We start from the raw sequence: 22,301 nt of genomic DNA, 5'->3' as shown, positions 1-22,301 counted from the left end.
GCGTCCCGGATCCGCCGCCTGCCAACGGTCCCGGCCGAGGCGCGGCTGGACGAAGCACTCGCATCACTGCGGCGCGAACGCAGTCACCTGGCCACCGCGGTCGACGCCGCCGGCAGTCCGGTGGGTGTCGTGGCGATGGAAGACCTCGTCGAGGAATACGTCGGCACCGTCCGCGACACCACACACGTGCACTGACGATGAACGGGTCGGGCGAGATTGCCCGACCCGTTCACTCGTTCGAGGCAAGTACGAGATGATCAGGGGGTGCCTCACCCCGCAGACACCGCCCCCGAACATCGTCTGATCGGCGCTCGCTACCGCCTGGAGGGCACCATCGGCCGCGGCGCGATGGGCCACGTCTGGGCCGGAACCGACGAGCTGCTGCACCGCCCTGTCGCGGTCAAGGAACTCCGCCTGTCCCCCGGCCTCGCCGAGGAGCACGCGGCTGAAATGCGAGAACGCGCGCTGCGCGAGGCGCGGGCGATGGCCGCGCTCAACCACCCGAACACCGTGCTGCTCTACGACGTCGCGCGCGAGAACGAGCAGCCGTTCGTCGTGATGGAGCTGGTGCGCGGTCTGAGCCTCTCCCAGCTGCTCAACAAGCACCGCTCGCTCCCGCCCGCGAAGCTGGCCGTGCTCGCCGATGGTGTCGCGGCGGCGCTGCAGGCGGCGCACGAGATGGGCATCGTGCACCGCGACGTCAAACCCGGCAACGTGCTGCTCGGCGCCGGCCGCCAGGTCAAGCTCGCCGACTTCGGCATGTCCCGCAGCACCGCGGAATCCACCCTCACCCGCTCCGGTGTGCTGGTCGGCACTCCCGCCTACCTGGCTCCGGAGATCGCGATCGGCGGCGAGCTCGGCGCGAACGCGGACCTGTGGAGCTTCGGCGCCATGCTCTTCGCCGCGGCCGAAGGACGCCTGCCCTACGAGAGCACCGGTGATCCGCTGATCACCATCAGCTCGATCGTGCACGGCCCGGTGCCGCCGCACCGGCAGACCGGGCCGATCGGCGAGGTGATCAGCGGGCTGATGGTCAAGGACCCGGCCCTCCGGATGCCGCTGCTGGAGGTGCGGCAGCGGGTGCACGACCTCGCCCGCCAAGCCGGGGAGCACCCGTTCGAAAACTACCTCCGCGACATCGAACCGCCCCGACCGATCACCCCCACCACTCCCCCGTCCGACCAGCCCACGGCACCTGCACCGGCCGCGAAGCGCTCCACGACTCGCACCGCGATCGTGCTCGGCGCGGCCGCGTTGCTCGCGGTCGGCGCGGCGACCGGCGGATTCATGCTCGGGCGCGCCGGTGAGCCGGTCCCCGCAGGCGTTCTCGGGCGAGCGGCTCCCGAGCACTCACCCAACCCGGCCCCCGACGACAGCCCCTTCGGCTTGCTTGAGGCCGAGCGCGCAACCTCCGGCAGCAACGCCGGCTGGCTCGGCTCCGAGCGCGGCGAGGGCGGGACCATCCAATTCGCCGGTCCGATGCAGGACGGATCCTCGCTCACCTTCGACAACGTCGAATTCGGCTCCGCTACGGCAACCGAGGTCTCCGCCAGGCTGCGCGTCACCGCCGACGAGGCCAAGGGCAAGATCGAGCTCCGCCTGGGCGGGCCGTCCGGTGAGCTGATCGCCAAGATCCCGGTGACCTCGAAGCACGAGGAAGACTGGAAGGTGGTGCCGGTCGACCTGCTGCGCCCGCTGACCGGGCAGCACAACGTGCACCTGTCGGTCATCGCCGACGAGTCCTTCCCCTTCATGGACCTGGACTGGGTGCGGTTCCACCGCTGAGGCGGCCCCGACTACCCTTGACCGGCGATGACCGTGCTGTCCGAAGACCAGTGGCGGGCCCGGCAGGCCGCCCACCGAGAACGCGTCGCCCAGTGGACCCGTCCGCACCGCGAGCGCCAGCACGAGCACCGCAAGCACCCGGTGCTGGACTTCCTGTTCACCTACTACTCCTTCCGCCCGGCGCGGTTGGAGCGCTGGCAGCCGGGCGTGGGCGTCACCCTGATCGGCGGCGAGGAGTTCCTGGCCCGACGCGGTTTCACGACGACTCCTGACGGCGTCGCGCTCGATCCGGCGGCGTTCACCGAGAAGCGGCGCAGCACTGCGGAGTTCGTGCTCGGCCTGCTCAGCGCCACCGCTTCCCGCACGGCCCGGCTGGGCTGCTTCGGGCTGCACGAGTGGGCCATGGTCTACCGCACGCAACCGGCCGACGTCCGCCACACCGGCTGGCCGCTGCGGCTCGGGCACGACGGCACCGACGAGGTCGTGGACTCGATGCAGGTCAACTGCACGCACTACGACGCCTTCCGCTTCTTTACCCCACCGGCCCGCCCGCTCAACACCCTCCAGCCCGAGCGCACCGACCAGGTCCAGCTCGAACAGCCGGGGTGTCTGCACGCGAACATGGATCTGTTCAAGTGGTGTTACAAGCTGGACCCGTTCGTGCCTGCCGAGCTGGTCGCGGACTGCTTCGATCTGGCTGTTCGAGTCCGTGAGCTGGACATGCGAGCCAGTCCCTACGACCTGCGTGAACTCGACTACGCGCCGGTCCAGATCGAGACGCCCGAGGGCCGTGCGGACTACGTCCGACGCCAGCGCGACTTCGCCGCCGAAGCAGCGGAGTTGCGCCAGCGCCTGATCAACACCTGCCGCGAAGTCCTCACCTGGGCCCAGCAGCCGGCGTGACCGGGGCCGGCCGCTCCAGTTCCGGCTGCTCGGGCAGGTCCCGCAGGGAGCGCACCGGTGAGAGGAAAACGACGAGCCAGCTCAACGCGAAGGTTCCGGCCGAAACCCACAGCACCGCGCGGACGCCCGCTACCTCACCGAGCAGGCCGGCCAACACGGCAGCGACGGCGAGCGCGCCGGTGAGCAGGAACCGGAACGTGGCGTTCATCCGGCCCATCAGGTGATCCGGGGTGGCCGACTGCCGCAGGCTCACCGCCAGCACGTTGCCGATGCCGACCTTGGTGATGATCATCGACCACGCGGCGACCACCACCCACAGCCAGGCACCGCTGCCCAGCAGCGGCACGACGCACCCGGCGGCGCTCGCCGCGACCCCGGCGATCCACAGCACCCGGCCGTGCCCGAACCGGGCCGCAAGAGCACGCGCGATGCTCGCCCCGGCCAGCGCCCCGCAACCACCGATGGCCAGGAAAGCGCCGAGAACCCATTGGTCGAGCCCGAGTTCGCGGACGAACAGCACCGGCAGCACCGTGATCGCCAGCGTCGAGGCGAAGTTCGTCAGCGCGCCTTCCACCGCCAGCGGCCGCAGCATCCGGTGCCCGAGCACGTGGCGCAGCCCGTCCCGCACGTCCGGCCACACCCGCGACTTCGGCCGCGCCGGAACTGCCGGTCCCGATCCCTTGATCCGCCAGAGCACGACCGCCGAGATCGCGTAGCTGACCGCGTCAAGCGCGATCACGACCGGCGCCGTGATCGCCGACGCCAGCACTCCCCCGGCGCTGCGCCCGATGATCTGGTTGACCCCGCGCATGCCCATCAGCCGAGCGTTGGCCTGCACCAGCTTCGCCCGGCCCACGATCTCCGGCAGGAACGTCTGGGCGGCCACCTCGGAGAACACCGTCGCCACTCCGCCCAACAGCGCAACGCTGTACAGCTGCGGCATCGACAGCATCCCCAGCAGCCAGGCGACCGGGACCGATCCGTACAGAACGGTGCGCACGGCGTCCGAGGTGATCATCACCGCCCGGCGCGGCAACCGGTCCACCCAGGCCCCAGCGGGCAGGCCGATCAGCAGGAACGCGAACGTGGTGAGCGCGGTAAGGGCACCGACCTCCGCCGGGCCAGCGCCGAGGGCGAGGACCGCGGTCAGCGGCAGCGCGACGTAGCTGACCTGGGTGCCGAAGTCGCTGCCGATGACCGCGCCGAAGAACGACCGGAACGCCCCCGGCAACCGGGCGGAGTCGGTGACTGCTCGATTTTCGATCACGCTCCGACGATCACGGCCTCCCCCAGATCGGGGCCAGGAATTTAGACTGAGTCGAATCGATCATCGGCCGCATCGATCACCGGGAGGCATCCACTGCTCGAGATGACGATGTCGGCCGAGGGGCTGGCCCGGATCCGGTTCGCCCGGTCTCCGCTGTGGGAGGTCACGGCCAGCGTGCGCGTCCTGAAGGAGTGGCGGCGGCACCCGCTGCACCACTCGTGGCGGGCCGAGGTCGAACCTCGGCTCGACCGCGGCACCGCCGACCTGTCGCTGCTGTTCGACCTGGTACAGACGCCGAGCAAGATCCTGCCCGGCTTCCTCGCCCCGGTCCCGACCGTGCAGCGGCCGACGTTGACTGAGGAGCTCGACGACCTCCGGTCGGTGCCGGCGCACTCGGTCCGGACGATGATCGAGCACGCCGTGCACGCACCTTCAGAACCGGTTCGTCGGCTGCACGCCGACCCGACCGGCGAACTACCCCGGCTGGCCCGGGCGATCGAGGACTACTGGGCACTTGCCATCGAGCCGTGGTGGCCGGAGATGCTCGAGCTGCTGGACCAGGACATCCGGCACCGAGGCGCGCTGCTGGTGGAGGGTGGGGCCGCGCAGCTGTTCAACGAGCTCAGCCCGCAGGTCGAGTGGCGCGAAGATGTTCTGCACGTGCAGCACCGGTGCTTCAAGGGCACGCACGTCCTCGACGGCCGCGGGCTCGTGCTGGTGCCGTCCACGTTCCTGTGGCCGACCGTCTTCTCCAAGCTGGAGCCGTTGTGGCCGAGCGCGCTGCGCTACCCGTCGCGCGGCATCGCCGCCCTCTGGGAACCGAAGCAGCCCGCCTCGCTCGACGCGTTGGCCGCGGTCCTCGGTCGGTCCCGGACGGTGCTGCTGGCCGAGCTGTCCGTCCCGAGGTCGACCACCGAGCTCGCCCGCCGAACGCAGATGTCCGCCGGGAATGCGTCGCAGCACTTGACCGCGCTCCGCGATGCTGGGCTGGTCTCGGTGCACCGGGAAGGGCGGTACGTGCTCTACAGCCGGACCGACCTGGCCGAAACGCTGCTCGACCGGTCGGCTTGAGCGACCGACTACAGCGAGAACGGGCCTGCTGAGCGGAAGGCGTGCTTCGCGAAGCGTTCGGCGATGCGGCGGTGGGTGGTGGCGTCCGGGTGCAGGGCGTCGGGCAGCGGGAGTTCCGCGAAGTCGTCCTCGCCGTAGAGCTCGCGCCCGTCGAGGTAGTGCAGGTTCGGGTCGTCGGCCGCCCGAACTGCGGTGATGCGGGCTAGTTCGTCGCGGATCACGTTGAGCGTCAGCTTCCCGGCCGCGCGCTCCGCCGGGTCACCGGAGGCCCGGAAGTGCACCACTCCGCCGTCGAACACCGGCGCACCGGGGCCTGGGGTGTCCTCGTGGATCGGGCACAGGATCGGCGAGACCACCAGCAGCGGCGTGGTCGGGTGCCCCTCGCGGATGGTGTCGAGGAAGCCGTGGACCGCCGGGCCGAAGGCGCGCAGGCGCATCAGGTCGGCGTTGACGATGTTGATGCCGATCTTGACGCTGATCAGGTCCGCCGGGGTGTCGCGCAGCGCGCGGGCGGTGAACGGGTCGAGCAGGGCACTGCCGCCCAGCCCCAGATTGATCAGCTCCACCTCGCCGGTGGCGGCGGCCAGCGCGGGCCACGTCGTGGTGGAGCTCTCGGCGTTCGAGCCGTGGCTGATCGAACTGCCGTGGTGCAGCCACACCCGGCGGCCCCGGTCCGGGACGGGCTCGACCGGTGCGTCGGTGCGCAGCGCGACGAGTTCGGTGATCTCCCGGTACGGCAGCCAGATCGCCACGTCCTTCGCCTCGGCAGCGAGGTCGGCGAACCGGATGGTGGCGACCGGACCGGACTCGGTGGTCATGGTGCCCGCGGCCATGTCGATGGTCAGGACGTTGCCGCCGTCCGCTATGGCCCTGTCGGCGAGGCGGCCGTCTACGAGCAGGTCGTAGGCGTTGCCCGGCAGGGTCTGGGCGCCGCGGTAGACCGTCTTGGTGGGCAGCACGTCCAGCTCGATGGCAGTCGCCGTCGTCCGAAATCCCAGCCGCACACCGGACGGCTGGGATTCGGCCATGGGCAGTTGACCGTCGGAGCTCTGCGCGCGGGCTTTCGCGGGCAGTCGGTGCGGCAGCACGCCGCGTTCGGTGCGTTCCAGGTCGAGCGCACCGCGCAGGATGTCCACTGTGATCGGTGTGGTGATCCACTCCGTCGCGGGTGAGGCGTTCATGGTTCCCACCTTTTCAACCGAATGCCGAAGCCGCACGTCATTTCTCTTCTTGCTGCGCGCGACGGGCCAGCACAACGAAGACCAGCACCGCAGCTAGCGACAACGCACCCATCACCAGGCCCATCGGCAGTGCGGTGTCGGTGCCCGCCGAGCCGACCAGCGGCGCGGCCAGTGCTCCGGCTGAGAACTGCATCACGCCGAGCAGCGCCGAAGCGCTCCCCGCGGTCTCGGGATGCCCGGACAACGCCAGCGCCGTGGCGTTCGGGGAGACCATGCCGATGCTGGACACGACCAGGAACAACGCCGGCAGCAGACCGACCAGCCCAGCCCCGACCAGCGCGGACACCGCCACCGCGACCCCGCCGAGCGCGTTGACGCCCAGGCCGATGGCCAGCAGCCGACGGGGTTCGGCGCGGTCGACCAGACGCGCGTTGAGCTGTCCGACGAGGATGATGCCCAGCGAGTTGATCCCGAAGACCAGGCTGAACGTCTGCGGCGACATGCCGAAGACGTCCTGCAGCACGAACGACGAGCCCGAGATGTAGGCGAACATCGCCGCGAACGCCAACGCGGCCGACAGCGAGTACCCGACGAACACCCGGTCGCCGAGCAGCGCCCGGAATGTGCGCAACGTTTCGCCCAGGTTCCCGGGTCGCCGGGACTCCGCGGGCAGCGTCTCGCGCACGCCGAACGCGGTCGCGGCCAGCAGCAACGCCCCGATCAGCCCGAGCGCCAGGAACACCCCGCGCCACGACGTCACGCGCAGCAGTTGCCCACCGATGAGCGGCGCGAGGATCGGTGCCAGCCCGTTGACCAGCATGAGCAGTGAGAAGAACCGGGCCATCGCCACGCCGGAGTACATGTCGCGCACCACGGCCCGCGCGATGACGATCCCAGCCGCCCCGCCCAAGCCCTGCACCAGCCTCAACCCGGCCAACGCGTACGCGGACGGCGCGATGGCGCACAGCAGCGAGGCCAGCGTGAACACCACCAGGCCGACCAGCAGCGGACGCCGCCTGCCGTAGGTGTCCGAGAGCGGCCCGGCGACCAGCTGCCCCAGCGCGAGTCCGAGGGTGCACGCCGTCAGCGACAGCTGGACCTGCGAGGCCCCGGTGCCCAGCTCGGCGGCGATCTCCGGGAAGGCCGGCAGGTACATGTCGATGGACAGCGGACCGAACGCGGACAGCCCGCCCAGGATCAGCACGTACTTGGTCCTGTTCGGTTCAGACATCCCGCCCTCGTTCGTTCGCCGCGCGAATAAAGCCGACAGAACGTTAACCGACCCACCGCACGCCGATGAGTTCGGTGGCGCGCGCTGGTCTGCATCGGTGCACAGTTCGCGAGAGGAGCTCCACGATGCCTGCCCTGACCCCAGCCGCAGACCGGATGGCTGCGCTGCTGGCCAACGTCACCGATGCCCAGCTCACCGCCCCGACACCGTGCTCGGAGTACGCGGTCGGCGACCTGATCGACCACATCAGCGGCCTGAGCCTGGCGTTCACCGCCGCCGCGGCGAAGGACCGCTCGTTGACCGGGCAGAGGCCGTCCGGGGACGCATCCCGCCTCCCCGCCGACTGGCGCACCCTCGTCCCCGAGCAGGTGACCGCGATGGCCGAGGCCTGGGACGAACCAACGGCTTGGGAGGGTATGACGCAAGCCGGTGGTGTCGAGGCGCCCGGCGCTGTGGTGGGGCTCGACGGGCTCGACGAACTGGTGGTGCACGGCTGGGATCTCGCGAAGGCTACCGGCCAACCATTCACCTGCGACGAGGAGTCGTTGACCGCGTGCCTGGAGTTCGTCGGCCCGGCGACCGAGAACGGGGGCCAGGGCAGCCCGTTCGGCAACCCCGTCGAGGTCGCTCCGGACGCCCCGAAGCTGGATCGGCTCGTCGCCCTGACCGGCCGCGCCCCGACCTGGCACCCCTGACCTTCCGGGTCCGATGTGGACGCCGCACCCGGGGCGGGCTTCCCAATTTTAGGGAAATTTGGGAAACACCGGCCCCGGGCGGCAGGTGCTCAGTCGGCGATGCGGCGCACGAAGCGGTCGATGTAGGCGCGGTGCTCCTGGACCAGGGCACCGTCGGGGTACATCAGGCAGGTCACGTTCGCGCCGATGGACGCGTTGACGACCTCCCCCACCAGAGCAGCGACTGCGGGCGCGTCGGCTGGTTCACCCTTGCCGCGCGCCGCTGCGATGAGCTCCGCCAACTGGCCGCGCCAGGTGCGCAGGTGATCGCGGTAGAGCTCGGCCAACTCGGCGTTGGACACCGAGTGCTCCCACAGCGCCAGCAGGATGCGGGCCGCGTCGATCCGGTACTTGTCGAGCGGCATCGCGGCCTCGACGTAGCGGCGCAGCGCCGCCACCGGCGCATCAGGTTCCGGGCCCTGCACGCGGATCCGGTCATCCATCTCGGCCAGCGCGCTCTGGAAGGTGGCCGCGATGATGCAGTCCTTGCTGGGGAAATATCTCTTGAGCGCACCGTTGGCGTAGCCCGCCGCAGCGACGATGCTGCGCATGGTGGCGGCTTCGAATCCGCCTTCGATGATGAGCTTCTTGGCGACCTCGACGATCTCTCGACGTCGCTGGTCATGATCGATGATCTTCGGCATGGCCTCTTAATTGTGCTCGACTCGTCCGGGCTGCGCGTGTTCGTCTCGTTCACCCCCGACGCGACGATTTCCCCACCGTACATGAACGAATCGCGCTGGTGGATGAGCACAATCACAGCAACCCCACGCGAGCATCCAGACCTTCCGCGACGAACCATCGGCGAATCTGAGGCTGAGTGACCGCGCAAGCACCACGAGTGAACCGGCGCCGAGATGCCCTGAGCGAGGCGAGAACCGGACTGCGCCACGTGTTCCACTCAGGAAAGCGAGCCGGCCGCGCGCTCCCGAGGGGGGATACGGCAAGCACGCGGCCAGCACCCACCATCGCACCCACCGCGTAGGAACACCCACCTCTCCCGTTGATCGGTTTTCCCTTGGCACGATTGAGAATTCCACACCCGATCACTCGCCGTCCCCGCGGATGCGCAAATTCAACGGAAATCGCACGTCGAATTTCCATTGAAATCGCGTAGATCCGCTCATCGCAGGCCAGCGGGCGGATGGCCGAACTCGGCGCGGAGAAGCAGCCCACCACTACAGTCGCACCGCTCGCCTGCGTCCAATGTGGAATGAACATCGGCCTTTCCGTCATGGTCAGCGGAACAGCGAGTTGACGTAGTCCGCGCCGAGGCAGGCTGCGCCGTAGTGCTTGCGGCCGGTCTTCCCACTGGCGGACGCGTCCTTGCCCGTTCCGGACATCGGTTCCAACCCGTTGTAACAGGTGCTACATTTCTCGGCGTGGCAGAAGCTTCCCTTCGTTGGCTGGTCCTCGTGATCAAGGTTCCGACCGGACCGTCCCGGCACCGGGTCGCCGTGTGGCGGGAACTCCGCAAGATCGGAGCGCTCTCTCTCGGGCAGGGCGTGTGGAGCGTGCCCGACGTGCCGGTGTTCGCCGACGGCATCGCCCGCGCCGTCGAGCTGACCCAGCAGGCCGGTGGCCAAGCCCTGGCTCTGGACGCCGCCGGGCGCGGCGAAGCCGATGCCGCCGCGCTGCAGGAGCGGTTCACCGCGGCGCGCTCGGAGGACTGGACCGAGTTCCTCGCCGATTGCGGCAAGTTCGAGGCCGAGATCGCCAAGGAGATCCGCAACGCCAAGTTCACCCTGGCCGAGCTGGAAGAAGAGGAGCAGTCCCTGGAACGGCTGCGGCGCTGGCACCGCGACCTGACCGCCCGGGACGTCTTCGGCGCTCCGGAAGCAGCCGAAGCCGCCGAACAGCTCAAGATGTGCACGGCAGTGTGCGAAGACTACGCCGAACGCGTTTTCGGCGTGCTGCACAACTCGAACGGGGAGATGTGATGAGCATGCCCCGCCAGATGTGGCCGCTGTACGCGGCAGGTTTCACCACCGCCTTCGGCGCTCACAGCATCGCCGCGAACCTCGGCGGTTTCACCGCTGACGCGGTCACCTCCCTGCTGGTGCTCGGCGGGTTGCTCGCCCTCTACGACGGCGCCGAGGTCCTGCTCAAACCGCTGTTCGGCGCCTTCGCCGACCACATCGGCGCCCGTCCGGTGCTGATCGGCGGCCTGCTGGGCTTCGCTGCCGCGTCGGCGACCTACGTCATCGCCGACAGCCCCGCCTGGCTGTGGGTGGCCCGCCTGGGACAGGGCGCTGCGGCGTCGGCCTTCTCCCCCTCGGCCTCCGCGCTGGTCGCCCGGCTCAACCCGGCGGCCAAGCACGGCCGCGCCTTCGGCTCCTACGGCTTCTACAAGTCCATCGGTTACACGCTGGGACCGCTGCTGGGCGGCGTCCTGGTGTGGGTCGGCGGGCTCCAGCTGCTGTTCGCGGTGCTGGCGCTGCTCGGTCTGGGAGTCGCCATCTGGGCCGCGGTCGACGTCCCCGCGACCCCGCCGCTGCCCAAGACCCGGCAGACGGTGCTGGACCTGGTCCGACGCCTGACCGACCCGGCGTTCCTCGCCCCGACCGCGGCGCTGGCCGCGGCGACCGCTGCGCTGTCGGTGGGTGTGGGCTTCCTGCCGGTGACCGGCCGCCTGGCCGGGCTGGGCCCGATCGCCACCGGAGCCGCGGTGTCGGTGCTGGCCGCCTGCGCGGCCGTCGTGCAGCCGAACGCGGGGCGAGCTCTGGACACCGGCCGCCTCACCCCACCCCGCGGCATCGCGATCGGCCTCGCGATCACCGCGGTGGGCTTGCTCTGCCCGGTGATTCCCGGCTTGCTCGGGGTACTGCTGGCCGCCGCTCTCATCGGCATCGGAACCGGCCTGATCACCCCGCTCGGCTTCGCTGCCCTGGCCGCCTCCACCCCGCAGGAGCGGCTGGGCCAGACGATGGGTGCCGCCGAGCTCGGCCGCGAACTCGGCGACGCGGGCGGCCCGCTGCTCGTCGCGACGGTCGCCACGCTCGCCGGTCTCGCCTCCGGCTACGTCGTGCTCGCAGTGCTGATCGCCCTCGGACCTGCGATCGCCTTCGGCCTGCGCACGGCGCGTCTACGTCAGCGGACGTAGACGAGGTTCAGCTCCGCATCGGATGAGCGGATCCCTCCTGTCGGCCACGCTTCAACGAGCTGCCCGACAGGAGGGATCCGATGACGACCACGACAGCGCGCCCCACCAGCCGCAGGCTCAGCGTTCGCGGCCGCAAGGCGCTCCTCGCCGCGCACCTCCTGGCCGCGGCGACGTGGTTCGGCATCGACCTCGCCCTCGGCATCCTCGCCGTCACGGCCCTGGTCACCGACTCGCCCGCGACCGCGGGTGCCGCGCTGCAAGCCGTCGGGATCTTCGCCGTCTGGCCGATGTTCACCGCCGGCGTCCTGTGCCTGGCCACCGGAGTCGTGCTCGGGCTGGGCAGCAAGTACGGACTGCTGCGGTACTGGTGGGTGGCGGTCAAGCTCGGCATCAACGTGGTCTTCGCGGTGCTGATCGTCGTCGCGCTGCGCCCGCTCATCAACCAGGCGGCCGACGCCGGCACCCACCTCGCCAGCGGTGGCACCGGCGCGATCCCCACCATCCTGTTGTACCCGGTGATGATCGGGCCGAACCTGCTGCTCACCGCCTACCTGCTGTCGGTTTTCAAGCCGTGGGGCCGAATCCGGTGACGCGGCATCAGGGCAGCTGGAAGCCGAACGGCAGCTCCAGGCGGTGCGCGGCGAGCAGTTCGGCGTCGGCCAGGATCTCGGCGGTCGGTCCGTCGGCGACCACCGCGCCGTCGTCGATCAGCACGCTGCGCGGGCACAGCTGCCAGGCGTAGGGCAGGTCGTGGGTGACCATGAGCATCGTGCCGCCCCAGTCCAGGAGCACCTCGGCCAGTTCGCGGCGGGCCACCGGCTCCAGGTTCGACGACGGCTCGTCCAGCACCAGGACCTCCGGGTCGCAGGCCAGCACGGTGGCCAGCGCGACGCGCTTGCGCTGCCCGCCGGACAGGTGCAGCGGCGAGCGGTCGGCGTGCTCGGCCATCCCCACCGCAGCCAACGCCGACTCGACCCGTTGTGCCAGCTCAGCGCCCCGCAGCCCGAAGTTGGCCGGGCCGAACGCGACGTCTTCGCGCACGGTCGGCATGAACAGCTGGTCGTCGGGGTCCTGGAAGACCAGCCCGACACGACGGCGGATCTCGGTCAGGTTCCGCTGCTGCACCGGCAGCCCGCCCACCTCAATCCGCCCCGACCCAGCACGCAGCACGCCGTTGAGGTGCAGCGTCATCGTCGTCTTGCCCGCGCCGTTGGGCCCGAGCACGGCGACCCGCTCCCCGCGCTCGACGCGCAGGTCCAGGCCGCGCAACGCGCGGTGCCCGTCCGGGTACTCGTAGGTCAGCCCGGAAACCTCCAGTACCGCGACGTCTTCCGACGCCGCAGCGCGTTCGGGCGAGGTCTTGCTCAGGCTGTCCACAGCGCGGCTCCCAGGAGAACAGCGGCGACGGCGGGTGCGGCCATGCCCCACCACCACATCGCCGACGACGTGCGGCGCGACTCGCCGAGGTCGGGCATCGCGCTGCGCCACCCCCGCGAAACCATCGCCAGGTGCACCCGCTCACCCCGCTCGTAGGAGCGGATGAACAGGCTGCCGATGCCCCGCGCGGTTGCTCCGACCTGCCACAGGAATCGCGGGTCGTGCCCGCGGCAGATGCGGGCGATGCGCATCCGGTCCGCCTCGGCCACGATCACCTCGGCGTAGCGCAGCATCAGCGTGATGATCGTGATCAACGACTTCGGCGCGTGCAGCCGCTGCAGACCCACCACCAGCTCGCGCGGCGCGGTGGTGGCGGCCAGCAGCAGCGATGTCGCCAGCCCGAGCGTGCCCTTGACCAGGATGTTCCAGCCCGCCAGCAGTCCCTCGGTGGACAGCGACAGGCCCGCCACATCCGTCGTCGCGCCTCCAGCGGTGAACGGCAGCACCAGGGCCAGCACCACGAACGGCACCTCGATCAGCAGGCGGGCGGCCAACCAGCGCGGCGGGATCCGCGCGAGCAGAGCCAACGCGGCCAGCAGCACCGCGTACCCGCCGAAGGCCCAGAACACCTCGCGCGGAGTCGCCACCACGCACAGCACGACCAGGAACGCGGCGACGATCTTGACCTCCGGCGACAGCCGGTGCAACGCCGAAGCACCCGGCAGGTGCAACGCGCTCGCGTGCCCGGCGCCCACCGCTATTCGCTCCCGGTCCGCCGGCGCAGTCCCCAGAACAGGCCGCCGGCCGCGATCAGGGTGACCGCCGCGCCGATCACGCCCGCAAGACCGGTCCAGCGATCGTCACCGCGAATGGTGTAATCCGCCAGCGGACCGCCGGAAAGCGCGTGGTCCTCGGTGTTCTGCGCGATGCAGTGCCCGGTCAGCTGCTCGCCCTGGTCGGTCTGCACCACCTGGCAGCCCTGCTGGGTCACCGCGTCCAAGCCGTCCGGGTCGGAGTCGGCGAAGTAGGCCACCCCACCGGCGATGACCAGCACCACCAGTCCGAACACCAGCAGGAACCGTCGCATCCCCGTCACCGCACGGCCTCCTTCTCAACACGAGCAACGCGCAGCAGGTGGATCAGGTCCGGCCGCACCGCTGCCACTGCGCCAACAGTGGCAGCGGTGATCACGCCCTCGCCCAACCCGATCAAGCAGTGCACACCGACCACGGCGATCGCAGCGGTACCGGTGCCGTAACCGGCCGCGCCACCGATGGCGTACTCCAGGACGAAACCTCCGGACGCGGCAACGGTGTTCACCCAAGCCGCGACGAACGCGGTCACCAGCAACCCGCCCCTGCTGCGAGTGGCCACGCGGCGCAAGGCCAGCGCGACGAAATAGCCGACCGCGGTGCCGATCAAGGCCATGTTGGTGATGTTCGCGCCGAGCATGGTCAGCCCGCCGTCGGCGAACAGCAGCGCCTGCACCACCAGCACGATGGCCACGCACAGCGCGCCCACCCACGGCCCGGCCAGGATCGCCGCCAGCGCACCGCCCAGCAAGTGCCCGCTCACGCCCGGCAGCACCGGGAAGTTGATCATCTGCGCAGCGAACACGAACGCGGCCACCAGACCGGCCATCGGCGCAGTCCGATCGTCGAGGTCACCGCGCGCCTTGACCAGCGCCAGGGACAACCCCGCCACCGCGACAGCGGCGAACAGCACCGCCGTCGGCGCGCTCAGCAACCCGTCGCTCATGTGCATCGCGAGCGTCTCGGTCCGCATCTCGCACCCTCCCGCACATCCAACTGCCTATGGAGGGTAGTTGCCCGCGAGGTGCTGTCACCAGACTTTGGCAAGAGGTGCTGATCGCATTCTCGCAAGCAAAAACAGACGACCCGGGCAAAAGCACCCGGGTCGTCCGCAAGTCCTTCGGATCAGTCTCTGACTGCCAGCGCCAGTTCGCCGTTGGCGTCCCTTTCGGCATCCAGCGTCTTGTCCCCGAGCAGGGTGGCGACCTGCTGTTCGAGGAACACCCGGACCCCGGAGGTCTCGATCACCTCGTCGCCCTCCTGGGGCGCCTCGGCGATCGACGCCTGCAATCCGTCCCCGGCCGGCGCGATGCGCAACCCGGAGCCTTCTTGAGAGTCACCACCGACGAGGACGAGCTTGATGACCTCGGCGGCGCTCTCACTGATGGTGAGCATGATGCTCAACTCCCTTGTCGGAGCCGGTCAGGTGAAGGAGCCACCGTGTCATCCGTCCCGCAGGGCGCGCAAACCGGGCCAACCCCCGCGTGTCACCCGACGGCCCCCGCCCACATCGAGCGGGGGCCGGCAGGCGATCAGGACTGGTAGGCGTCCAGCGGAGGGCAGGAGCAGACCAGGTTGCGGTCGCCTCGGGCGCCGTCGATGCGGCGGACCGGCGGCCACACCTTCGCCACGTCCGTACCCAGCGGATAGGCCGCCTCCTCGCGGGAGTAGGCGTGGTCCCAGTCCTTGGCCAGGCACTCGGCCGTGTGCGGGGCACCGACCAGCGGGTTGTCCTCGGCCGGCCACTGCCCGGCGACGACCTTGTCGATCTCCGCGCGGATCGCGATCATGGCCTCGCAGAAGCGGTCCAGCTCGGCCAGGTTCTCGCTCTCGGTCGGCTCCACCATCAGCGTCCCGGCCACCGGGAACGACATGGTCGGCGCGTGGATGCCGTAGTCGGCCAGCCGCTTGGCCACGTCGTCCACACTGATGCCGCTGGTCTTGCTGATCTCGCGCAGGTCCAGGATGCACTCGTGGGCGACGAAGCCGCCCTTGCCGGTGTAGAGCACCGGGAAGTAGTTGTTGAGCCGCCGCGCCACGTAGTTGGCCGCCGCGACCGCGGTCAGCGTCGCGCGCCGCAGCCCGTCGGCACCCATCATCCGCACGTAGGCCCACGAGATCGGCAGGATCGAGGCGCTGCCCCACGGCGCCGCGCTGATCGGGCCCACCCCGGTCTCCGGACCGGCCGCCGGCTGCAGCGGGTGGTTCGGCAGGAACGGCGACAGGTGCTCCCGCACGCCGATCGGGCCGACGCCCGGGCCACCGCCGCCGTGCGGGATGCAGAACGTCTTGTGCAGGTTCAGGTGCGAGACGTCGGAGCCGAACTTGCCCATCCGGGCCAGGCCGATCAGCGCGTTGAGGTTCGCGCCGTCGACGTAGACCTGGCCGCCGGCGTCGTGCACGAGACCGCACACCTCGCGCACGGTGTCCTCGTAGACGCCGTGCGTGGACGGGTAGGTGATCATGATCGCGGCGAGGTCGTCGGCGTGCTCGGCGACCAGCTCGCGCAGGTGGTCCAGCTGGATGTTGCCCTGCTCGTCGCAGCGCACCACGATCACGCGCATCCCGGCCATCACCGCGCTGGCGGCGTTGGTGCCGTGCGCGCTGGCCGGGATCAGGCACAAGTCCCGGTCGGCCGCACCGCGGCTGCGGTGGTAGGCGCGGATGGCCAGCAGACCGGCGAACTCACCCTGGCTACCGGCGTTGGGCTGCAGGCTCACCGCGTCGTAACCGGTGACCTCGGCCAGCCAGGTCTCCAGGTCCTTGACCAGCGACAGCAGACCCTCGGCGTCTTGCGCGGGCGCGAACGGGTGCAGCGAACCGAACTCCGGCCAGGTGATCGGCTCCATCTCGGCGGTCGCGTTGAGTTTCATCGTGCACGACCCCAGCGGGATCATGCTGCGGTCCAGCGCGACGTCCTTGTCCGACAGCCGCCGCAGGTAGCGCAGCAGCGAGGTCTCGGAGTGGTGGCTGTGGAACACCGGGTGCGTCATGTACTCGGAGGTGCGCAGCAGCGCCAGCGGAAGCGCGTCGGAGGTCTGCGCGTCCAGCTCGTCGACGTCCACGCCGTCGATGCCGAAGGCCTGCCACACCGTCGCCAGGTTGGCGCGCGTGGTGGTCTCGTCGCAGCTGATGCCCACCCGGTCGACGTCGATGCGCCGCAGGTTGATGCCGCCGCGCCGCGCCGCGGACACGACCTCATCGGCCCGCCCCGGCACCTTCGCGACGATCGTGTCGAAGAAGTCCTGGTGCAGCACCTCGACGCCGCCGCGCCGCAGCTGCTCGGCCAGCACGGACGCCATCCGGTGCGCGCGGGTAGCGATCGCCTTCAGCCCGGCCGGACCGTGGTAGACGGCGTACATCGACGCCACCACGGCCAGCAGGACCTGCGCGGTGCAGATGTTGCTGGTCGCCTTCTCGCGGCGGATGTGCTGCTCCCGGGTCTGCAACGCCAGGCGGTAGGCCTTGTTGCCGTCGGCGTCGACGCTCACACCGACCAGTCGGCCGGGCAGCTGCCGCTCGAATCCCTTGGCCACGGCCATGAATCCGGCGTGCGGACCACCGAAGCCCATCGGCACGCCGAATCGCTGGGTGCTGCCGACGACCACGTCCGCACCGATCTCACCGGGCGCGCGCAGCAGCGTCAGGGCCAGCAGATCGGACGCCACCACGACCTTCGCCCCGCGCTCGTGCGCCTCGGCGATGATCCGCTCGTGGTCGCGCACCGAACCCGAAGCACCCGGGTAGGACAGCAGCGCGCCGAAGAACTCGTCCTCGGGCAGCCCTGCCGACAGGTCGGCGACGACGACCTCGATGCCCAGCGGCTCGGCGCGGGTCTGGATGACCGCGATGGTCTGCGGCAGCGTGTCGGAGTCGACCAGGAAGCGCGGCGACTTGGACTTGCCGGCGCGGCGCACGAGCGTCATGCCCTCGGCCGCGGCGGTCGCCTCGTCCAGCATGGACGCGTTGGCCACCGGCACCCCGGCCAGGTCGGCCACCATCGTCTGGAAGTTCAGCAGCGCCTCGAGCCGGCCCTGTGAGATCTCCGGCTGGTACGGCGTGTACGCGGTGTACCAGGCCGGGTTCTCCAACACGTTGCGCAGGATGACCGGCGGGGTCGTGGTGCCGTAGTAACCGAGCCCGATCATCTCGGTGTGCGGGTGACAGCGGCGCGCGAGGTCGCGCAGCTCGGCAAGCGCAGCGGTCTCGGTGGCCGGCTGGGGCAGCGCCAAGCGCAGGTCGTCCTCGCGGATCGCGTCCGGCACCGCGCTGCGGCCCAGTTCCTCCAGCGAACCGACGCCGATCACGTCGAGCATGCGGGCCAGTTCGGCCGGGGACGGCCCGACGTGCCGGTCGGAGAACGGCGTGCCGTGCTCCAGAGCGGCCAGGGGAATGCGGTCGTGGGTCACGTCGGACATCGCCAAACCTCAATCATCGCGGCGAACACAGGGGCGGCAGTACAGCCAGGACTGCGCTGCTCTCCCCCTCTGTCACCGTCCGCGAAGCGAACGCCTGAGAGCTTCACCCGGGGACCGGGCTTGCACCGTCGGCGGGTGGTGCCAGCGAATGGCACCACCTCTTTCCAGAGGTATCTCGCCCGTGCGGTCCAGGTGGCCTGAGAGGTTGTCGGGGAGGTTTTGCTCCTTCGGCGCCGACCGCGGCTAGGCCGGGCCGGACTCTCCCGCACGGGGTCGGCGATGTGTCGCAGCCTACCCGATCAGGTGGCCCGCGCGGACCTCTGATGCGAGCTGCGGCACAGTCTTTCGATCACGGCCAGGGCTGGTCAGCCGGTCTCGGCCTGGCGGTCCCGGCGACGGCGGGACAGCTCGTCCGCCGCCTGCACCATCTCGCCGCCGTCGGCCCGCTCGGCCGGGAACTCGTGGATGGTGCCGCTGATCTCGCGCATCGCACCGCTGACGGCGATGCCGAACACGCCCTGACCACCTTGCAGCAGGTCGACCACCTCCTCGGCAGAGGTGCACTCGTAGACCGTCGTCCCGTCGCTGAACAACGTCAGCCGCGCCAGGTCCTCGACGCCGCGGTTGCGCAGGTGCTCCACCGCGACCCGGATGTTGTGCAGCGACACCCCTGTGTCCAGCAGGCGCTTGACCACCTTGAGCACCAGGATGTCCTTGAACGAGTACAGCCGTTGCGAGCCGGAACCGGCCGCACCGCGTATGGACGGGCCGACCAGCTTGGTGCGCGCCCAGTAGTCCAACTGGCGGTAAGTGATGCCGGCGATCTGGCAGGCGGCCGGGCCCCGGTAGCCGACCAGTTCGTCCGGCAGCGAGGCGTCTGGGAACAGCCCACCCTGCTCCGCGGCAGCATCCCCGTTGGACGCTTCCTCGACCACGCCTGCCTCCCCTCGTCCGGCTTGTCGCCGACGACGATCACCAGCGCCCGAATCGATTGCGATCAGGGCCGCGAACACCCCGCCGACAGCCAGCGGCGCAGCACCGCCGCATCGGCGGTTCACCCGCTGAATCACACCAGGGCGATTTCGCGTAACCCGACGGTATGCCTGCCTCGCGAGGAGGTCAACGCGACGCGCGGGCGCCGGGACGACCCGGCCCCCGCCTGCAACTGCAAGCGGGGGCCGGATGTCAGATCTCGGGTCTGCGACGCCTCAGGTGTCCGCGCCGCGGAAGTCCTCGGGAGACACGGAGTCGAGGAACTCGCGGAACTTCTCCACCTCGTCCTCCTGCTCGTCCGGGATGATCAGCCCGGCCTCGTCCAGCACCGACTCGTCGGCGTGGATCGGCACCCCGATGCGCAACGCCAGGGCAACCGAGTCGCTCGGCCGCGCCGAAACCCGCACGTCCCCGTCGAACACCAGCTCGGCGAAGAAGGTGCCTTCCTGCAGATCGGTGATCCGCACCTGCTCCAGATCGCGCCCCAGGGCGCCGATGACGTCCTTGAGCAGGTCGTGGGTCAGCGGTCGTTGCGGTCGCACGCCCTGCTGCTCGAGCGCGATGGCCGTCGCTTCGACCGAGCCGATCCAGATCGGCAGGTAGCGCTCGCCGTTCGCCTCGCGCAACAACAGGATCGGCTGGTTGGCTGGTAGTTCCACTCGCACGCCGACGACGCGCATCTCGCTGCTCATCGTCACATCGCCTCCTCCAGCGCGCCGAAGCGTGACATCCCCGTCGAGGATCGCGCACCGACGCCTCCGACGCTACCCGCGATACGGCGGCTACGCCCAATCCCTCCGGCGGCCTGGTCGACCACCGCTGTCGCGGCTTGCCCGCTCGGGCACCTGATCCGAACGCCGGGTCCGAACCGCTGGCTGAGCTCGTCATCGAGCATTACCAGCACGATACACCGCTGCGGTCCCGCGGGACCGCTGGAAATGAAGCCGCTGCAACGGGAAAACCGGTTGCGGCGTCGAGAAATTCCCCGCCGCGGATGCCATCGACCCCGATCGCGCAAATACCGCGACGCGCCAGCGGGGCGACGCCGGTGCGGCGCCGCCCCGCTGGCGGGTCGAAAGTCGAATCCGGCGGCTCAGCGGCCGCCGTCGATCGGCCCGGTCAGGAAGACCAACCGGAACTTGCCGATCTGCACCTCGTCACCGTTGGCGAGCACCGAGGTGTCCACCGGTTCCCGGTTGACGTAGGTGCCGTTGAGGCTGCCGACGTCGACCACCACGAAGTCGTTGCCCTCGCGCCGGAACTCTGCGTGTCGGCGGGAAACCGTGACGTCATCGAGGAAGATGTCGCTGTCCGGGTGCCGTCCCGCGCTGGTGGTCTCGCGGTCCAGGAGGAACCGCGAACCCGCATTGGGACCGCGCTTGACCACCAGCAGTGCGGACCCTGCGGGCAGTGCGTCGACCCCGGACGCGGCGGCGGGCTCCGGGGCCGGGCTCTCGGGGCTTTCCTGCTCCGAGAGGAAAGGCCTGAAGACCGAGGTGGTCTCCGGTGACTGTTCTGGCGGAACGTCGCCGTAGCCGCTGTTCTGGCTCACCTGAGTCTCCTCCACGCGGATAGATCGTGCCAAGTAGGTACCCAACGTACCGTGCCTGGACAGGCGTGGGACGCGGGACTCCCGACATTCTCGTCGTCGACCCCGACAGATCGATGATCATGCCTGGTCGATCACCTTTTGATAGGCCTCGGCGTCGAGCAGACCGGCCAGTTGGTCCGGATCGGCGAGCTTGATCTCGACCATCCAGCCGTCACCCTGCGGGGCCGAGTTGACCAACTCCGGTTGGTCCTCGAGCTCGTCGTTGCGCGCGGCCACCTCACCGGTGACGGGGGCGTAGATGTCCGAGACGCTCTTGGTCGACTCCACCTCGCCCATGGAGTCCCCGACGGCGACCTTCTGCCCCACGTCCGGCAGCTGCACGAACACCACGTCGCCGAGCTGCTGCTGGGCGTAGTCGGTGATCCCGATGCGCACGGTGTCCTCGCCGGTGCGCTGGATCCACTCGTGCTCTTCGGTGTACTTGATCTCGTCCGGGGCCGCCACGTGGTCCCGCCTTCCTCGTCCGCTGCTACTTGGCTCACCGATCGCGCGCTGTGGGCGTGATCGGCTCGGCGAGCGTATGCAGCGCGCGGCACCGCCCGCAAGACGGCTCGCGGCGGCGTGGGAGGAGTGCGCTGTCGGCAGAATCGACGTCAGCCGTCCAGCGCATGCGGGGATCTCAGGCCGTTCTGGAGCGCGCTTGGCGCACCGCGGCCACGACCTGGCCCAGGTAGAGGATTCCGGCCCACAGGTACAGCGCGCCGCCCCAGAAGGTGAAGGCGTAGGCGATCGGACGCACCACTTCGGACAGCGGGAATTCCTCCTGCACCAGCAACAACAGCGGGAACGCGTACATCAGGCAGAACGTCGCGGCCTTGCCGAGGTAGTGCACTTCGGGCGGCTCGTAGCCGTGCCAGCGCAGCACTGGCAGGCACAACGTCAGCACCACGTCCCGCAACACCAGCGCGGCGGCGACCCACCAAGGCACGACATCCCGCAGCACGAAGGCGATCAGCGTGGCGATGATGTAGAGCCGGTCGGCAGCCGGATCGAGCAGTTCGCCAAGGCGGCTGTACTGGTTGAGCCAGCGGGCGAGCTTGCCGTCGAGCCAGTCGGTGACCCCGCTGATCACCAGCATCAGCAGGGCAAGCAGGTCGGCCTGCGGGCCGAGCAGCAACCAGAGGAACAGCGGCACCCCGGCCAGGCGGAGCACGCTGAGCAGGTTCGGCAGTGTCCACCATGGATCGGCCCACACCCCGGCGGCGACTTCGCGGATCCGGGCTATGCCGGGATCCGGGCGGCCATCCTGCGGGTGGCCGGGGTTGCCCCCGTGGCCTCCGCTCGTGGCGTTCTCCGTGGTGCGCTCGGCGTCCTGCACCACGAGCCTCCCCTGAATGGTTGTGCGTGCTACCCCAGATGCACGGATGCGCATCCCCTCGGGGTCAGGATCTCACATTCGGCGCACAACACACCTGGCGGCCGGACTCCCCCGCGCATCGAGCGGATCGGGCGGGGCGCGGCGGGAGTCCGCGACCACCGCGACTAGGCCGGAGTGCGGCTCCAACCGCGGCGGCAGAGCTCGGCATCGGTGAGGAACCGCGCCCGCCCGCGGTCGTCGACGCCGGCCCAAGGGGCTCCAGCGGCACCTTCTCGCACGTAGGAATGTCCACCGCTCCACACCACGCTGCAGGGTGCGGTGGGAAGGTCGGCCGAAGTGGCCGTGCGGGATTCGAACTGGGCGGTAGACGCCTCGGCAGACCGGGCCGGTTCCGTGCTCATCGTTGCAGCACCTCCGTTTTCTGATTCTGGTGTCGGCGCGCGGCGCCCTTTTGTTAGCCCGATCTCAGACTCGCTTCAGAGTGTGATCCACCACG

24 protein-coding genes and 1 riboswitch are annotated in these 22,301 nt (G+C 70.0%); of the genes, 8 read left to right on the top strand and 16 right to left on the bottom strand.

The genetic code is table 11. The features are described from left to right. The 3 genes from ACWCO2_RS12130 to ACWCO2_RS12120 form a co-directional block, all read left to right on the top strand. A partial coding sequence (locus ACWCO2_RS12130; RefSeq protein WP_450127763.1) for a CBS domain-containing protein occupies positions 1–195 on the top strand: 195 nt, incomplete at its 5' end. A gap of 69 nt (positions 196–264) precedes the next feature. After that, the gene (locus ACWCO2_RS12125; protein WP_450127762.1) at positions 265–1,785 is read left to right on the top strand and encodes a protein kinase domain-containing protein; all 1,521 of its coding nucleotides are present in this window, start codon (positions 265–267) and stop codon (positions 1,783–1,785) included. A gap of 27 nt (positions 1,786–1,812) precedes the next feature. Then, positions 1,813–2,688, top strand: a complete 876-nt coding sequence (locus ACWCO2_RS12120) for a 3-methyladenine DNA glycosylase (RefSeq protein ID WP_450127761.1) — start codon at positions 1,813–1,815, stop codon at positions 2,686–2,688. Here the strand turns inward: ACWCO2_RS12120 and ACWCO2_RS12115 are convergent. Beyond that, entirely contained in the window at positions 2,663–3,955 is a 1,293-nt protein-coding gene (locus tag ACWCO2_RS12115; RefSeq protein WP_450127760.1) for an MFS transporter, read from the bottom strand. The genes ACWCO2_RS12120 and ACWCO2_RS12115 overlap by 26 nt on opposite strands. A gap of 102 nt (positions 3,956–4,057) precedes the next feature. On the opposite strand from ACWCO2_RS12115, the gene ACWCO2_RS12110 reads away from it, so the two are divergent. Beyond that, positions 4,058–5,026 carry a DUF5937 family protein gene (locus ACWCO2_RS12110; RefSeq protein ID WP_450127759.1) on the top strand — a complete coding sequence of 323 codons (969 nt, stop codon included), beginning with the start codon at positions 4,058–4,060 and terminating at the stop codon, positions 5,024–5,026. Between the two features lie 8 nt (positions 5,027–5,034). Here the strand turns inward: ACWCO2_RS12110 and ACWCO2_RS12105 are convergent, their stop codons facing one another. Both ACWCO2_RS12105 and ACWCO2_RS12100 read right to left on the bottom strand, forming a co-directional pair. Then, on the bottom strand, positions 5,035–6,207 hold the full coding sequence (locus ACWCO2_RS12105; protein WP_450127758.1) for a GDSL-type esterase/lipase family protein: 1,173 nt from the start codon (positions 6,205–6,207) through the stop codon (positions 5,035–5,037). Positions 6,208–6,244: 37 nt separating this feature from the next. Beyond that, a complete protein-coding gene (locus ACWCO2_RS12100; RefSeq protein ID WP_450127757.1) occupies positions 6,245–7,438 on the bottom strand; it encodes a Bcr/CflA family multidrug efflux MFS transporter in 1,194 nt (397 codons plus the stop codon). A gap of 125 nt (positions 7,439–7,563) precedes the next feature. Between ACWCO2_RS12100 and ACWCO2_RS12095 the strand changes: the two genes are divergently transcribed. Further along, positions 7,564–8,133, top strand: a complete 570-nt coding sequence (locus ACWCO2_RS12095) for a TIGR03086 family metal-binding protein (protein ID WP_450127756.1) — start codon at positions 7,564–7,566, stop codon at positions 8,131–8,133. 89 nt (positions 8,134–8,222) lie between these two features. On the opposite strand, the gene ACWCO2_RS12090 is transcribed toward ACWCO2_RS12095, so the two are convergent. Beyond that, on the bottom strand, positions 8,223–8,816 hold the full coding sequence (locus tag ACWCO2_RS12090) for a TetR/AcrR family transcriptional regulator (RefSeq protein WP_450127755.1): 594 nt from the start codon (positions 8,814–8,816) through the stop codon (positions 8,223–8,225). 738 nt (positions 8,817–9,554) lie between these two features. On the opposite strand from ACWCO2_RS12090, the gene ACWCO2_RS12085 reads away from it, so the two are divergent. The 3 genes from ACWCO2_RS12085 to ACWCO2_RS12075 all read left to right on the top strand — a co-directional run bounded on the left by ACWCO2_RS12085 (position 9,555) and on the right by ACWCO2_RS12075 (position 11,865). Then, complete coding sequence (locus ACWCO2_RS12085; protein WP_450127754.1) at positions 9,555–10,112, top strand: Chromate resistance protein ChrB; 558 nt, start codon at positions 9,555–9,557, stop codon at positions 10,110–10,112. Beyond that, positions 10,112–11,275, top strand: coding sequence for an MFS transporter (locus ACWCO2_RS12080; protein WP_450127753.1), 1,164 nt, complete (start codon positions 10,112–10,114; stop codon positions 11,273–11,275). Before ACWCO2_RS12085 ends, ACWCO2_RS12080 begins: the two co-directional genes overlap by 1 nt. An 80-nt stretch (positions 11,276–11,355) precedes the next feature. Continuing rightward, positions 11,356–11,865 carry a hypothetical protein gene (locus ACWCO2_RS12075; protein ID WP_450127752.1) on the top strand — a complete coding sequence of 170 codons (510 nt, stop codon included), beginning with the start codon at positions 11,356–11,358 and terminating at the stop codon, positions 11,863–11,865. Positions 11,866–11,872: 7 nt separating this feature from the next. Here ACWCO2_RS12075 and ACWCO2_RS12070 read toward each other — a convergent pair whose 3' ends face one another. The 12 genes from ACWCO2_RS12070 to ACWCO2_RS12015 form a co-directional block, all read right to left on the bottom strand. Next, entirely contained in the window at positions 11,873–12,652 is a 780-nt protein-coding gene (locus tag ACWCO2_RS12070) for an energy-coupling factor ABC transporter ATP-binding protein (protein WP_450127751.1), read from the bottom strand. Then, on the bottom strand, positions 12,640–13,407 hold the full coding sequence (gene cbiQ / locus ACWCO2_RS12065; protein WP_450127750.1) for a cobalt ECF transporter T component CbiQ: 768 nt from the start codon (positions 13,405–13,407) through the stop codon (positions 12,640–12,642). Before cbiQ ends, ACWCO2_RS12070 begins: the two co-directional genes overlap by 13 nt. Before the next feature lie 2 nt (positions 13,408–13,409). Beyond that, positions 13,410–13,739, bottom strand: a complete 330-nt coding sequence (locus ACWCO2_RS12060) for a PDGLE domain-containing protein (RefSeq protein WP_450127769.1) — start codon at positions 13,737–13,739, stop codon at positions 13,410–13,412. A gap of 5 nt (positions 13,740–13,744) precedes the next feature. Continuing rightward, positions 13,745–14,437, bottom strand: a complete 693-nt coding sequence (locus ACWCO2_RS12055) for an energy-coupling factor ABC transporter permease (protein ID WP_450127749.1) — start codon at positions 14,435–14,437, stop codon at positions 13,745–13,747. A gap of 152 nt (positions 14,438–14,589) precedes the next feature. Beyond that, positions 14,590–14,859, bottom strand: coding sequence for a HesB/YadR/YfhF-family protein (locus tag ACWCO2_RS12050; protein WP_450127768.1), 270 nt, complete (start codon positions 14,857–14,859; stop codon positions 14,590–14,592). A 137-nt stretch (positions 14,860–14,996) separates the two neighbouring features. Then, a complete protein-coding gene (gcvP, locus tag ACWCO2_RS12045; RefSeq protein ID WP_450127748.1) occupies positions 14,997–17,882 on the bottom strand; it encodes an aminomethyl-transferring glycine dehydrogenase in 2,886 nt (961 codons plus the stop codon). Between the two features lie 174 nt (positions 17,883–18,056). Next, a riboswitch (glycine riboswitch) is annotated at positions 18,057–18,158 on the bottom strand. An 89-nt stretch (positions 18,159–18,247) separates the two neighbouring features. Beyond that, positions 18,248–18,817 (bottom strand): MerR family transcriptional regulator, encoded by a 570-nt coding sequence (locus ACWCO2_RS12040; RefSeq protein ID WP_450127747.1) that lies wholly within the window; start codon positions 18,815–18,817, stop codon positions 18,248–18,250. A 273-nt stretch (positions 18,818–19,090) separates the two neighbouring features. Then, positions 19,091–19,567 (bottom strand): bifunctional nuclease family protein, encoded by a 477-nt coding sequence (locus tag ACWCO2_RS12035; RefSeq protein ID WP_270953834.1) that lies wholly within the window; start codon positions 19,565–19,567, stop codon positions 19,091–19,093. A 401-nt stretch (positions 19,568–19,968) separates the two neighbouring features. After that, the gene (gene garA, locus ACWCO2_RS12030; protein ID WP_270953833.1) at positions 19,969–20,427 is read right to left on the bottom strand and encodes a glycogen accumulation regulator GarA; all 459 of its coding nucleotides are present in this window, start codon (positions 20,425–20,427) and stop codon (positions 19,969–19,971) included. A gap of 117 nt (positions 20,428–20,544) precedes the next feature. Further along, a complete protein-coding gene (gcvH, locus tag ACWCO2_RS12025) occupies positions 20,545–20,931 on the bottom strand; it encodes a glycine cleavage system protein GcvH (protein WP_450127746.1) in 387 nt (128 codons plus the stop codon). 175 nt (positions 20,932–21,106) lie between these two features. Beyond that, positions 21,107–21,808, bottom strand: a complete 702-nt coding sequence (locus ACWCO2_RS12020; protein WP_450127745.1) for a CDP-alcohol phosphatidyltransferase family protein — start codon at positions 21,806–21,808, stop codon at positions 21,107–21,109. A gap of 161 nt (positions 21,809–21,969) precedes the next feature. Further along, positions 21,970–22,206 carry a hypothetical protein gene (locus tag ACWCO2_RS12015; RefSeq protein WP_450127744.1) on the bottom strand — a complete coding sequence of 79 codons (237 nt, stop codon included), beginning with the start codon at positions 22,204–22,206 and terminating at the stop codon, positions 21,970–21,972. Between the last annotated feature and the right edge of the window lie 95 nt (positions 22,207–22,301).

This window comes from Saccharopolyspora sp. NPDC002376, assembly GCF_053593195.1.
This window is presented reverse-complemented; position numbering and strand designations above follow the sequence as displayed.

Bases quoted from the DNA above. Each gene is read 5' to 3' on its own strand.
- ACWCO2_RS12120 (WP_450127761.1), top strand. From the start codon at position 1,813: ATGACCGTGCTGTCCGAAGACCAGTGGCGGGCCCGGCAGGCCGCCCAC.
- ACWCO2_RS12110 (WP_450127759.1), top strand. From the start codon at position 4,058: ATGACGATGTCGGCCGAGGGGCTGGCCCGGATCCGGTTCGCCCGGTCT.
- ACWCO2_RS12105 (WP_450127758.1), bottom strand. From the start codon at position 6,207: ATGAACGCCTCACCCGCGACGGAGTGGATCACCACACCGATCACAGTG.
- ACWCO2_RS12100 (WP_450127757.1), bottom strand. From the start codon at position 7,438: ATGTCTGAACCGAACAGGACCAAGTACGTGCTGATCCTGGGCGGGCTG.
- ACWCO2_RS12095 (WP_450127756.1), top strand. From the start codon at position 7,564: ATGCCTGCCCTGACCCCAGCCGCAGACCGGATGGCTGCGCTGCTGGCC.
- ACWCO2_RS12090 (WP_450127755.1), bottom strand. From the start codon at position 8,816: ATGCCGAAGATCATCGATCATGACCAGCGACGTCGAGAGATCGTCGAG.
- ACWCO2_RS12080 (WP_450127753.1), top strand. From the start codon at position 10,112: ATGAGCATGCCCCGCCAGATGTGGCCGCTGTACGCGGCAGGTTTCACC.
- ACWCO2_RS12075 (WP_450127752.1), top strand. From the start codon at position 11,356: ATGACGACCACGACAGCGCGCCCCACCAGCCGCAGGCTCAGCGTTCGC.
- ACWCO2_RS12060 (WP_450127769.1), bottom strand. From the start codon at position 13,739: ATGCGACGGTTCCTGCTGGTGTTCGGACTGGTGGTGCTGGTCATCGCC.
- ACWCO2_RS12055 (WP_450127749.1), bottom strand. From the start codon at position 14,437: ATGCGGACCGAGACGCTCGCGATGCACATGAGCGACGGGTTGCTGAGC.
- ACWCO2_RS12050 (WP_450127768.1), bottom strand. From the start codon at position 14,859: ATGCTCACCATCAGTGAGAGCGCCGCCGAGGTCATCAAGCTCGTCCTC.
- gcvP (WP_450127748.1), bottom strand. From the start codon at position 17,882: ATGTCCGACGTGACCCACGACCGCATTCCCCTGGCCGCTCTGGAGCAC.
- ACWCO2_RS12035 (WP_270953834.1), bottom strand. From the start codon at position 19,567: ATGAGCAGCGAGATGCGCGTCGTCGGCGTGCGAGTGGAACTACCAGCC.
- ACWCO2_RS12015 (WP_450127744.1), bottom strand. From the start codon at position 22,206: ATGAGCACGGAACCGGCCCGGTCTGCCGAGGCGTCTACCGCCCAGTTC.